Source organism: Simplicispira sedimenti, from assembly GCF_022760965.1.
Classification (GTDB): Bacteria; Pseudomonadota; Gammaproteobacteria; order Burkholderiales; family Burkholderiaceae_C; genus Simplicispira; species Simplicispira sedimenti.
On record NZ_JAKVIJ010000008.1, the window covers coordinates 103,604 to 115,874 of the forward strand.

The following is a 12,271-nucleotide window of genomic DNA, read 5'->3' on the forward strand; positions in this document are numbered from 1 at the left end:
ATGCGAAACAGCACACGCGCGCCGAGCCGGATCACAGACATCGGGGTAACGTACATTCGCGTATTGTTTCAACAGACTGCGCTGTCCATGAACACTCCCACACTGCAGAACAAGACTTTTGTGTTTCTGCTGATCGCCGTGTCGCTGGCGTTCGGTGCCATTCTTTGGCCTTACTACGAAGCGGTTTTCTGGGGGGTGGCCTTGGCCATCCTGTTCATGCCCTTGCATCGGCGCATGTTGCTGCGCATGCCTGGCAAGCCAAACCGGGCGGCGCTGGCCACGCTGCTGCTGTGCCTGGTGGTCGTGATTCTTCCACTGACCCTGATCGGAATTTCGCTGATCCAGGAAGCCACACACATCTATGAGCGCCTACGTTCAGGCCAATTGAACTTTGGCGCCTACTTGGAACAGGTCATTGCGGCGCTGCCCAGTTGGCTGGTGAGCATGCTCGACCGGTTGGAACTGACCAGTGTGGCTGCGGTACAGCATAAGCTGTCGGCATTCTCGGTGCAGGCAGGCCAAGTGATTGCCACCCAGGCCCTGAACATCGGACAGAACACCCTGCAATTCGCCGTGGGTTTTGGCGTCATGATGTATCTGTTGTTCTTCCTGCTGCGCGATGGCCCTGCGCTGGGAAGACGCATCCACCGCGCCATACCGCTGGAGGAGCAGCACAAACGCGACCTCAGCGCCAAGTTCATCACGGTGATCCGGGCCACACTCAAGGGCAACCTGATGGTGGCGGCAGCGCAGGGCATGCTGGGCGGATTCATCTTCTGGGTGCTGGGCATCCAGGCACCAGTATTGTGGGGTGTGCTGATGGCCTTCCTCTCTCTCTTGCCTGCCGTGGGAGCAGGCCTGATCTGGGGGCCAGTAGCCATCTATTTTTTGGCCACGGGAGCGTTGTGGCAGGCGGGCGTGCTGACCGCTTTTGGCGTGGGGGTGATCGGCCTGGTGGACAACCTGCTGCGCCCCTTGCTCGTGGGCAAGGACACCAAGATGCCCGACTACGTGGTTCTGATTTCCACGCTGGGGGGCATGACGCTGTTCGGCATCAATGGTTTTGTCATTGGGCCGGTGATTGCAGCACTGTTCATGGCCTGCTGGGACCTGGCCACGCCGAAGAACCCATAAGGCCAAGCCGAGCAGCTTCCATACCGGTTTTCAGTGGGCCATGCCCATCTCGCGTAGTTTTCGATACAGAGTGCTACGGCCAATGCCCAGTATGCGAGCAGCTTCCGAATGGTTACCGGCGCACGACTGCAGCGCCCGCGCAATGCTTTGGTGTGAGAGCGTGCGCAGGTCGCTGGGCAATTCGACCTGAGATGCCGACGGCCCCGCCGTGGACTGGGAGCGCAGGTCCAGTGCCAGGTCGTCGGGCAGGTGGTGCCAGTCGATCACGCTCTCCTGTGCGTCCAACAATGCACACGCGGTACGCAAGGCGCTGGCCAACTGGCGCACGTTGCCGGGCCAGGGGTACGAGCGCAACCGCTGGCGCAACTCCGTGGCGACGGTCAAAGGCCTGTGCGGCATGAGATTCTGCAAGTGGCTGTCGAGAAGGTGATCGAAGTCAGTTCTCTCGCGCAGTGCGGGCAGACACAGTGTCAGGCCGTTGAGGCGGTAGTACAGGTCCTCGCGAAAACGCCCCTCCTGGATCTCACGCGGAAGGTGACGGTGGGTTGCACAGACCAGCGCAAAATCGACGGCTATGGGCTTGCCCCCCCCCAAGGGCGTCACCTCGCGGTCTTGCAGTACACGCAACAAGCGCGCCTGCAGAGACAGCGGCATGTCACCGATTTCATCCAAGAACAAGGTTCCGCCATCGGCCTCACGGACGCGCCCTGGCGCCCCCTCTCGCCGAGCGCCAGTGAAAGCGCCGGACTGGTAGCCAAACAGCTCCGCTTCTATCAGCGATTCCGGCAAAGCCGCGCAGTTGACGGCAACAAAGGGCTTGTGCTGGCGCGGCCCGCTCTGGTGCAGCGCTCGCGCAAAGACTTCTTTGCCCACGCCCGACTCACCCTGCAACAACAAGGGGATGGGCTTGTCTACCACCTTGCGGGCACGGGCGATCGCAGAGCGCAGCGTGGCGTCACCCGTATCAATGCGTGCCAACGCATCCTCTGGCACAGCCGCAGTGTCCTTGTGCACCTGCGAGTTGCTGAATGATCCCTGGAGGACCCGGCCGGCTTCTGTCTTGACCCACAAGGTGTGACCCGCCACGGTATGCACCACCCGCGCCACTGCCGGTGACCGCTGACACCACTCCAGCAACTGGTGCATGGATTCCACCAGCACCTGCTCAATCCGCACAGCACCCAGGTCGCTCCATTGCAAACCCAGCAGTTGAAGCGCCGTGACACTGGCGCCCACCAGCAGCTCATCTTCACGCACGGCCAACAAACCTTCAGTGACCGTACCCAGCCCCTCTGGCTGCGCATGCAGGCGCAGGCGCAGCCCGCTCCAGTGGCGCGGGTCGTGCCTTGTGTCGAACAAACGGTGCTCAATCATCCGCACCGCCGAACGCACCAGAGCCAAGGTGTGCCGGTGGTAGCCCCGATGGTCACCAGAGACATCAAGCACCCCCAGCAACCGTCCATCGGCCGCATGGATCGGAGCCGCTGCACAGGTCAAAAACCCATTGCGCTCCAGAAAATGCTCCTGCGCGTGCACCACAAGGGCACGGTCATCGGTCAGTGCCGTGCCGATCGCATTGGTGCCGCGATACTGCTCGCTCCAGGTGGCGCCGGGGCGCAACGCCACCCGCTCGGCACGGCCCATGAACTGGGGATCGCCTGAGGCATGCAGGAGCATTCCATCGGTGCCGGCCAGTACCACCATGCTGTCGGTTTCACGGGTTTGCTCCAGCAGAAACTCCATCACGGGCCGGGCGTAGGCAACCAGTTCGCGCTGCTGCTCCAGGGCCCTGGCCAGTTGCGCTCCAGAGGCATGCGGTGCGCCTGGTGTGCGACCGCAAGGCTGCAGCCCTGCATCCCAACTGCGCAGCCAAGAGCGCTGCAGCTCTGCAGGTATCAGATCCGGTGGCAAGGCACCAGCACTCATCAAATGCCAGCGGGCACGGCGCAACGCGGCTGGAACCGTACGTTCCGAGTAGACAGAGGAAGGCATGGCCATTTGTCTCCTGTGTTCAGTGCTCGGGGCGGGTGCGCCGCCTCCGGCATCGCCCCATGGCAAGGAGGCGATGTGTCCATTGTGCGCCAGTCGGCAGGTGTACTTCAGCGCAAAAACCCGTTGCACTGTGCCGTTTTGGCACAGTGTGCGCAACAGGCCGACACAGTGGCACAGCCCGGTGAAACACCTTGGCATGCCCGCGACGCCGATTCGGGTGCAAGAAACGGCAACACGGGGTGGCACGCATCCTGCAATGGAAGACCGACACGCCGTGCAAACAATGCGGCGGGTTGATTTTTCATTCAATCCACAAGGAGACTTCCGATGCTGTACGCCCCCCCCGGTTCCCCCGATGCCAAGGTCCAATACAAGGCCCGCTACGACAATTTCATCGGTGGCAAGTTCGTCCCACCGGTCAAGGGAACGTATTTCGATGTGCTCACCCCCATCACCGGCAAGGCATACACCCAGGCTGCACGCTCCACGGCCGAGGATATTGAGCTGGCCCTGGACGCCGCCCACGCAGCCGCGCCGCAATGGGGGCGCACTCCGGCAGCCGACCGCGCCAACCTACTGCTCAAGATTGCCGATCGCATCGAGCAAAACCTGGAAAAACTGGCCTATGCAGAAACCGTGGACAACGGCAAGGCCATCCGCGAGACGCTGAACGCCGACATCCCACTCACCGTGGACCACTTCCGTTACTTCGCAGGTTGCCTGCGCTCACAGGAAGGCAGCCTGAGCGAGATCGATGCCGACACGGTGGCTTACCACTTCCACGAGCCTCTGGGTGTGGTCGGGCAGATCATTCCATGGAACTTTCCCATCCTGATGGCAGCCTGGAAGCTTGCGCCTGCGCTGGCTGCAGGCAACTGCGTGATCCTCAAGCCGGCCGAGTCCACGCCCATCTCGATCCTGGTGCTCATCGAATTGATCGCCGACCTGCTGCCTGCCGGTGTTGTCAACATCGTCAACGGCTATGGCCGTGAGGCAGGCATGCCGCTGGCTTCGAGCCGCCGTATCGCCAAGATCGCCTTCACCGGCTCCACCGCCACCGGCAAGGTGATTGCCCAGGCTGCCGCCAACAACCTGATTCCGGCCACGCTGGAACTGGGTGGCAAGTCGCCCAACATCTTCTTTGCCGATGTGGCCGATGCCGATGACGAATTCTTCGACAAAGCCATCGAAGGCTTGGTGTTGTTCGCCTTCAACCAGGGCGAGGTCTGCACCTGCCCCTCGCGCGCGCTCATCCAAGAGTCGATTTACGACAAGTTCATGGATCGCGCACTGGCGCGCGTACGCGCCATCAAGCAAGGCAGCCCACTGGACACCGACAGCATGATGGGCGCACAAGCCTCGGTCGAGCAAATGAAGAAGATCGAAAGCTACCTGAGCCTGGGCAAGGAAGAAGGCGCACAGGTGCTCACGGGCGGCAAGCGTGCTCAACTGCCAGGCGACCTGGCGGGCGGCTATTACATCGAGCCGACCCTGTTCAAGGGCCACAACAAGATGCGCATCTTCCAGGAAGAGATCTTCGGCCCCGTGCTGGCTGTGACCACCTTCAAGGACGAAGCCGAAGCCCTGGCCATTGCCAACGACACCTTGTACGGTCTGGGCGCAGGTGTCTGGTCGCGTGACGGCAGCCGCGCCTATCGTATGGGCCGTGGCATCCAGGCGGGCCGTGTTTGGACCAACTGCTACCACGCCTACCCGGCGCACGCTGCCTTCGGGGGATACAAAGAGTCGGGCATCGGTCGCGAAACGCACAAGGTCATGCTGAACCACTACCAGCAGACCAAGAACCTGCTGGTGAGCTACAGCCCCAAGGCTCTGGGCTTCTTCTGAGGACTATCGATTAGCCACGTTCTCATGGGGCGGTCTGCGGATCGCCCCATTTTTTTCAAAGGAGCACCAGGATGGTCGAACGCGTTGTTGCTACCCCGCAAGCCCTGGCCTTGATTGAAAAGCTCAGAGATCAGCACGGAGCGCCGCTGATGTTTTACCAATCGCACGGTTGCTGCGATGGCAGCAGCCCCATGTGCTACCTGGAAGGCGAGCTCTCGCCCGGCCGCTATGACTTGCTCATCGGAACGATTGGCGGCTGTCCTTTTTACGTGAGCGAAAGCCAGTGGGAGCATCTGAAGCAGCGCCAACTGGTCATAGACGTCACCCAGGGCAGCGGCGCAAGCTTCTCACTCGAAGGCCCGGAAGGGGTCAGCTTTGTCACCGGCTCCCGCGCCTACAGTGCGCAGGAGTGGCAAGAACTGCAAGATCAGTCGTCCTGAACGGACGCCATTTCCGGGAACAGCACCTCAGTGAACCCAAACTGCGTGAAGTCTTGCATGCGCATCGGATAGAGAATGCCGAACAGGTGGTCGCATTCATGCTGCACGACCCTGGCATGAAAGCCTTCGGCCTCACGCGCAATGGGGTGGCCCTGCAAATCGAAGCCTGAGTACTGGATGCGCTTCCACCGCGGCACCTTCCCCCGCAAGCCGGGCAGCGAAAGGCAACCCTCCCAGTCCATTTCAGTGTCACTCCCCATGGGCACTACCACAGGGTTGATCAAAACAGTCGGCGGAACCATGGGCCGCTGGGGATACCTGGGATTGGGCTTGTCCGAACCAAAAACAACGACCTGCAAGTCAACCCCTATCTGTGGGGCAGACAAGCCTGCACCACTGGCGTGGTGCATGGTGTCGTACATGTCCTGCACCAACTGGCGCAACTCGGGTGTATCGAAGACCTGTACCGGGCGTGCCACACGCAGCAATCTCGCATCGCCCATCTTGAGAATGGAATGAATGGTCATTGGCTCGTTTTCGTTTCGGCGGACTGTACCTTTATTTCGTCAGTATCGGCTTCAGTAGGACATTGTGCAAAACCGCTTTGCCCGAAGGTCAATGCAAGTACAAGCGTCGTGCACACAGGCACAATGGGCGCCTGAGCGAATGCCCTCCCCTCCCTGATGGATTCCACCCCTGGCCAGCCCAGCCCACCCAAGGTGATGCCGCCTCCCGAGCATCCACCGCTTCCCAAACCCATGCGATGGGCTTTGCTGGCGTTCGCCATACTTTGCCTGGGTTTGGGTGTGGTGGGCGTGTTTTTGCCGGGCCTGCCGACCACCGTGTTCATCCTGATGGCGGCATGGGCCGCCGCACGCAGTTCGCCCAAACTGCATGAATGGCTGTGGTATCACCCACTGTTTGGCATCATGCTGCGCGACTGGGCCAATGGTGGCCGTGTGGGGCGCCGGTCCAAGTGGAACGCCACCATTCTGATGACTGTCTGTGCAGTCATCCTGTTCTGGACAAGCAGCAAGCTCTGGGTTGCCATCATGGCTACCAGCTTCATGGCCTGCGTGCTCATTTGGCTCTGGCTGCGCCCAGAGCCAGGCTGATGCTCCATAGGAAACCGTTCCATCGGTTTTTTGGTGATTTTTGTGTATATAATGTGAGGCTTGTTCCTCGATAGCTCAGTCGGTAGAGCGCCGGACTGTTAATCCGTAGGTCCCTGGTTCGAGCCCAGGTCGAGGAGCCAAAAAATTCATGCCGATATTCCCCGATAGCTCAGTCGGTAGAGCGCCGGACTGTTAATCCGTAGGTCCCTGGTTCGAGCCCAGGTCGAGGAGCCAAAAAATTCATGCCGATATTCCCCGATAGCTCAGTCGGTAGAGCGCCGGACTGTTAATCCGTAGGTCCCTGGTTCGAGCCCAGGTCGGGGAGCCAAACAAACCACCCAGAGTTGCAAGACCTGGGTGGTTTTTTCGTTGGGCACCGATGGCGTAGTATCCCCAACATTGCTTCGCCATCGCCCATGAATCTGCCTTTACCTTGGCTCGACACTTCCGATGCACTGCCCAACGTCGACAGCGCTTGGGCGGACGACTCACCTGCCCCTGGCCTGCTGGCAGCAGGCGCCGATCTGTCGGTGACCCGACTGCTGGAAGCCTACTCCCATGGCATTTTTCCCTGGTTCAGCCAGGGTCAGCCCGTGTTGTGGTGGGCGCCCAATCCCCGCATGGTGTTGGATATCCATCGGTTTCGGCTCCACCGATCCTTGCGAAAAACGCTGCAACGCTTTCGGGCAGATCCACGGTGCGAAATCCGCGTCAACCATGGGTTTCAACGCGTGATCACCGCATGCGCCACAACCTCCCGCGAAGGCCAAAATGGCACCTGGATCGTCCCCTCCATGGTCGATGCCTACACAGCACTGCATGGCGCGGGACATGCCCACTGCATCGAAACCTGGATGGATGGCGAACTTGCCGGCGGGCTGTACTGCGTTTCCATAGGCAAGGCAGTGTTTGGCGAATCCATGTTCGCACGCCGCACTGACGCATCCAAGATTGCCTTGGCAGCACTTGTGGCGTTGTGTGGAGCACAAGGCGCTGGCTGGATAGACTGCCAACAAAACACGGCACATCTGGCCTCACTGGGAGCACAGGAAATAGATCGGACCACCTTTGTGGGCAAGGTGGCACTGGCCCGCAACCAAGCACCCCTGCATTGGCACTTCGAGCCCCTATACTGGGACTGGCTTCTCTCCCGCCCTCCCCAGTCGGCATGACACAGCTCAACGAGTATCCGTTCCAGACACTGCAGTTTTACGCCACAGCGCCCTACGCATGCAGTTACCTTCCTGGGCAAATGGCGAGATCGCAGGTCGCCACCCCCAGCCACTTGGTTGGCAACGAAACCTACTCCCGCCTGGTCAAGCAAGGCTTTCGTCGCAGTGGCATGTTCACTTACCGCCCCTATTGCGATGGCTGCCAGGCCTGCATTGCACTGCGCGTCATCACGCAGAGCTTTCAACCCAACCGCAGCCAGCGCCGAGCATTCAAGCAACATGCAAGGCTTCAGGCACGGATTGTTGCGCCAGGATTTGACCCGGAACACTACGAACTGTATCTGCGATACCAAAATGGCCGCCACCCAGGCGGCGGCATGGACCACGACAGCGTGGACCAGTACGCCCAATTTCTGCTCCAGAGCCGGGTGCGCTCCAGGCTGGTGGAATTCCGAGACCCCAGGCCCGATGGCTCACCTGGCGCCCTGCGCATGGTGTCCATTCTTGATGTGCTTGATGATGGCCTGTCCGCGGTCTATACCTTCTACGAGCCAGACCCCGAAGCCTGCTACGGCACCTACAACATCCTGTGGCAGATTGAGCAGGCGAAGAGTTTAGGGTTGCCTTATGTGTATCTGGGGTACTGGATCAGGAACAGCCCCAAGATGGACTACAAGGCACGCTTCCATCCGCACGAGATCCTTGTCGATGGCCAATGGCAAAACCCATCGGTATGACACCACGCCATCTCATTTCACAAGATAAAATCAAGCGTTGCCACACCGCGTTCAGACATGAAACGAATCGATCCAGACCTACCGTCCAAACCCAGTGTGCAGGTGCTGGAACGCATGTTCACCCTCATTGACGTTTTGGCCTCACGTGAAGAAGCCATATCGCTCAAGGAAATCAGCGAAAGAACGGGGCTGCACCCATCCACAGCACACCGCATCCTGAACGATCTGACGATAGGTCGATTTGTGGACCGGCCTGAATCCGGAACCTATCGACTGGGCATGCGACTACTGGAATTGGGCAATCTGGTGAAGGCGCGGCTCAGCATTCGCGACGCCGCCCTGGCTCCCATGCGTGAGTTGCACCGTCAGATACAGCAACCCGTCAATCTGAGCATGCGCCAAGGCGACGAAATCATCTATGTGGAACGCGCCTACAGCGAACGATCCGGAATGCAGGTGGTACGCGCCATCGGTGGCCGCGCACCGCTGCACCTGACCTCTACCGGCAAGCTGTTTCTGGCCGCCGACGACCCCCAGCGGGTACGGGCCTACGCACTGCGTACCGGGTTGCCTGGACAGACGCGCAACAGCATCACCCAGCTGGCCACGCTGGAGCGAGAGTTGGCAAAATCTCGCCAATCGGGCATTGCACGCGACAACGAAGAACTGGAACTTGGTGTGCGCTGCATCGCCGCTGGCGTGTACGACGACCAGGGCAGACTGGTGGCAGGTTTGTCGATTTCAGCACCAGCTGACCGTATCGATGAAAGCTGGACCGCAAAACTCCAAGCTACGGCACTGGACATCTCCACGGCGCTGGGCTTCAGTGGTTTTTCTCACAGCGCACCACACGGCACTTTCTCGCTGCCGGTTCGTTGAACCAAGCTTCCGGGCGTGCGCCCGGCGGCACCGCTACTCAGCTGTTGCTTCCACCCGGTGCTGGCGAGCTCCCCGAAACCGAGGAGCGAAACGAGGCATTGGTCTCAAGCCACTGGCGAACACGCTGGGCATCTCCGATACGGCTGAGCTTGCCCGCAGAATCCAGAAACACCATGATGAGCTTGCGCCCCGCAATCTGGGTTTGCATCACCAAGCAACGCCCCGCCTCGGCGATATAGCCGGTTTTTTGCAGCCCAATATCCCACGAGGGGTTCTTCACCAGCAGATTTGTGTTGTTGTATTGCAGGGTCTTGCGGCCCAAATCCACCTCGTAGCCTGGTGAGGTGGAGTAGTCACGCAACAACGGATCCATGTACGCCACATTCACCAGCACGGCAAGATCACGCGCACTGGACTGGTTCTTGCTCGACAGCCCCGTAGGCTCCACATACCGTGTGTCAGTCATCCCCAGCAGCTTGGCTTTCACATTCATCTGCTCGACAAACACCTTCAACCCGCCGGGATAGGTTCGGCCCAAGGCATGGGCTGCACGGTTTTCACTCGACATCAAGGCCAAGTGCAGCATCTCTCCTCGGGTCAGGGTTGTCCCCACGGCGAGGCGCGAACGGCTGCCCTTCTCGGTGTCAATGTCCTCTTCGGTGATGGTGATGGGGTCGTTCAAATCCAACTGTGCCTGACTGACCACCAGACCCGTCATCAGCTTGGTGAGTGATGCAATCGGAAGCACTGCGAGGTCATTTTTGCTAAGCAGCACCTCATGGGTGTCCTGATCCACCACCAAGGCCACGCTGGACTTCAGCTCCAACGGGTCACTGTGATTGCGCAGCCCCGCCAACTCACCATGCGAAGGCCGATGAGCAACGGCACGCACGGGTTCGCGCGAGGAAACGGCTGCCGACCGCACTGCTTTGGATGGCTTTGCGACTTTCCGTGGCGCTTGCGCCGACGCCTTGGCATTGGCGCGTTTGGCCACGACCTTGGTTTTCTTCTCAGGTTGCGCACTGCGCTGGGCAGCCTGTGCTCCAGCAACGGCCAGCGTCGCACCGAGCACAACCACCACCAAGCCACGCGCCCAACTACGCACGGATGCCATCGACAAAGACTGCTGCAACATATGACTCCCGGCGATACAACAACTGTGTCACAGTGTAATGTCATCAAAATGATCCTGCAAGATCAATACCTTGCAGAATCATTTGAATCAACTAATTGAGCTCTTGACCAAAGCTCAATGTATGTACTCAACCTTGGGCAGCTACCCGGTCGGCCTTGCTTTGCAGCTTGTTCAGCGCATGCAGGTACGCCTTGGCCGATGCCACCACGATGTCAGGGTCGGCGCCCACACCGTTGACGACTCGCCCGCTGTTTTGCAGGCGCACGGTGACTTCACCCTGACTTTCCGTAGAGCCGCTGATGGCGTTCACCGAATACAGCACCATTTCGGCGCCGCTGTTGACATGCGATTCAATCGCCTTGAGCGAAGCGTCCACCGGCCCGTTGCCGTCCGATTCGGCTCTGACTTCCTTGCCATCGACGGTGAAAACGATGCGTGCATGGGGGAGCTCGCCCGTTTCACTGTGTTGCGCCAGAGAGACAAAGCCGTATTGCTCGGATTCGCCATGCAGGTTGTCATCGCTCACCAACGCCAGGATGTCCTCGTCAAAGATCTCGCTCTTGCGGTCCGCCAGTTCCTTGAAGCGCGCAAAGGCCGCATTGATCTCCGTCTCGCTGTCGAGCTGAACGCCCAATTCCTGCAAGCGCTGCTTGAAGGCATTGCGGCCGCTGAGCTTGCCCAGCACGATCTTGTTGGCGCTCCAGCCCACATCCTCAGCGCGCATGATTTCGTAGGTATCGCGCGCCTTGAGCACACCATCCTGGTGGATGCCGCTGGCGTGGGCAAAGGCATTGGCCCCCACCACCGCCTTGTTGGGCTGCACCACGAAGCCCGTGGTCTGGCTCACCATACGGCTGGCGGCCACGATGTGCTGGGTGTCGATGCCGACTTCCAGGCCGAAATAGTCCTTGCGCGTCTTCACGGCCATGACCACTTCTTCGAGCGAGCAATTGCCCGCGCGCTCGCCCAGACCGTTGATGGTGCACTCCACTTGGCGCGCACCGCCTATCTTCACGCCCGCCAGCGAATTGGCCACGGCCATGCCCAGGTCGTTGTGGCAATGCACGGACCAGATGGCCTTGTCACTGTTGGGAACGCGCTCGCGCAGCGTCTTGATGAAGTTGCCATAGAGCTCGGGGACGGCGTAACCCACGGTGTCGGGCACGTTGATGGTGGTGGCGCCCTCGGCGATCACCGCCTCGATCACACGGCAGAGGAAATCCACCTCGCTGCGGTAGCCATCCTCGGGACTGAACTCGATGTCGCCCACCAGGTTGCGCGCGAAGCGCACCGATTGCTTGGCCTGCTCCAGCACCTGCTCAGGCGTCATGCGGAGCTTCTTCTCCATGTGCAGCGGGCTGGTAGCGATAAAGGTATGGATACGGGCGCGGTTCGCTCCTTTGAGGGCCTCGGCAGCGCGGGCAATGTCCCGGTCGTTGGCACGCGAGAGCGAGCAGATCGTCGAATCCTTGATATGGTTGGCAATCAACTGCACCGCCTCGAAGTCACCGTTGGAGCTGGCAGCAAAGCCCGCCTCGATCACATCCACCTTCAGTCGCTCCAACTGGCGTGCGATGCGCAGTTTCTCGTCACGCGTCATCGAGGCACCGGGCGACTGCTCGCCGTCGCGCAAGGTGGTGTCGAAAATGATCAATTTGTCAGCCATGTGGTTCTCCTGGTTCCTGGTGGTGGGGGTGGCCCGCAACGGCAATCCCTGGCGCCCAAAACAAAAGGCCCGTTGCGAGAGCAGACGGGCCTGTGTGGAAAAAGTGTGCGCGCGCGCGTTACTGTCTCCGCCCGTAGGAGGATAGCAGTAGGG

Annotated in this window: 11 protein-coding genes and 3 tRNA genes; 10 read left to right on the forward strand and 4 right to left on the reverse strand. The window is 60.2% G+C overall.

Translation table 11 applies throughout. The features are described from left to right. Positions 1–87 precede the first annotated feature (87 nt). Positions 88–1,134 carry an AI-2E family transporter gene (locus tag MJ602_RS10470; protein ID WP_162016002.1) on the forward strand — a complete coding sequence of 349 codons (1,047 nt, stop codon included), beginning with the start codon at positions 88–90 and terminating at the stop codon, positions 1,132–1,134. 30 nt (positions 1,135–1,164) lie between these two features. Here MJ602_RS10470 and MJ602_RS10475 read toward each other — a convergent pair whose 3' ends face one another. Continuing rightward, complete coding sequence (locus tag MJ602_RS10475; RefSeq protein WP_243020782.1) at positions 1,165–3,126, reverse strand: sigma-54-dependent Fis family transcriptional regulator; 1,962 nt, start codon at positions 3,124–3,126, stop codon at positions 1,165–1,167. A 327-nt stretch (positions 3,127–3,453) separates the two neighbouring features. Between MJ602_RS10475 and adh the strand changes: the two genes are divergently transcribed. Further along, positions 3,454–4,974, forward strand: a complete 1,521-nt coding sequence (gene adh, locus MJ602_RS10480; RefSeq protein ID WP_243020783.1) for an aldehyde dehydrogenase — start codon at positions 3,454–3,456, stop codon at positions 4,972–4,974. 71 nt (positions 4,975–5,045) lie between these two features. Next, on the forward strand, positions 5,046–5,414 hold the full coding sequence (locus MJ602_RS10485) for a DUF779 domain-containing protein (RefSeq protein ID WP_162015999.1): 369 nt from the start codon (positions 5,046–5,048) through the stop codon (positions 5,412–5,414). Here the strand turns inward: MJ602_RS10485 and def are convergent. Further along, positions 5,402–5,941, reverse strand: coding sequence for a peptide deformylase (gene def / locus MJ602_RS10490; RefSeq protein ID WP_243020784.1), 540 nt, complete (start codon positions 5,939–5,941; stop codon positions 5,402–5,404). The genes MJ602_RS10485 and def overlap by 13 nt on opposite strands. A gap of 156 nt (positions 5,942–6,097) precedes the next feature. On the opposite strand from def, the gene MJ602_RS10495 reads away from it, so the two are divergent. The 7 genes from MJ602_RS10495 to MJ602_RS10525 all read left to right on the forward strand — a co-directional run bounded on the left by MJ602_RS10495 (position 6,098) and on the right by MJ602_RS10525 (position 9,317). Further along, positions 6,098–6,529, forward strand: a complete 432-nt coding sequence (locus tag MJ602_RS10495; protein ID WP_162015997.1) for a YbaN family protein — start codon at positions 6,098–6,100, stop codon at positions 6,527–6,529. A gap of 64 nt (positions 6,530–6,593) precedes the next feature. After that, positions 6,594–6,669: transfer RNA gene (locus MJ602_RS10500), tRNA-Asn, on the forward strand. A gap of 18 nt (positions 6,670–6,687) precedes the next feature. Further along, positions 6,688–6,763 (forward strand) — tRNA-Asn (locus MJ602_RS10505). 18 nt (positions 6,764–6,781) lie between these two features. Then, a tRNA-Asn gene (locus MJ602_RS10510) sits at positions 6,782–6,857 on the forward strand. 88 nt (positions 6,858–6,945) lie between these two features. After that, positions 6,946–7,701, forward strand: coding sequence for a leucyl/phenylalanyl-tRNA--protein transferase (aat, locus tag MJ602_RS10515; RefSeq protein WP_243020786.1), 756 nt, complete (start codon positions 6,946–6,948; stop codon positions 7,699–7,701). Further along, a complete protein-coding gene (locus tag MJ602_RS10520; RefSeq protein ID WP_243020787.1) occupies positions 7,698–8,438 on the forward strand; it encodes an arginyltransferase in 741 nt (246 codons plus the stop codon). The genes aat and MJ602_RS10520 overlap by 4 nt, the downstream gene beginning before the upstream one ends. A 57-nt stretch (positions 8,439–8,495) precedes the next feature. Next, on the forward strand, positions 8,496–9,317 hold the full coding sequence (locus MJ602_RS10525) for an IclR family transcriptional regulator (protein ID WP_162015994.1): 822 nt from the start codon (positions 8,496–8,498) through the stop codon (positions 9,315–9,317). 37 nt (positions 9,318–9,354) lie between these two features. On the opposite strand, the gene MJ602_RS10530 is transcribed toward MJ602_RS10525, so the two are convergent. Both MJ602_RS10530 and MJ602_RS10535 read right to left on the reverse strand, forming a co-directional pair. Next, positions 9,355–10,452: a serine hydrolase gene (locus tag MJ602_RS10530; RefSeq protein ID WP_243020788.1), complete on the reverse strand. Its 1,098-nt coding sequence runs from the start codon at positions 10,450–10,452 to the stop codon at positions 9,355–9,357. A 127-nt stretch (positions 10,453–10,579) separates the two neighbouring features. Next, a complete protein-coding gene (locus MJ602_RS10535) occupies positions 10,580–12,118 on the reverse strand; it encodes a 2-isopropylmalate synthase (RefSeq protein WP_162015993.1) in 1,539 nt (512 codons plus the stop codon). Positions 12,119–12,271: the final 153 nt, after the last annotated feature.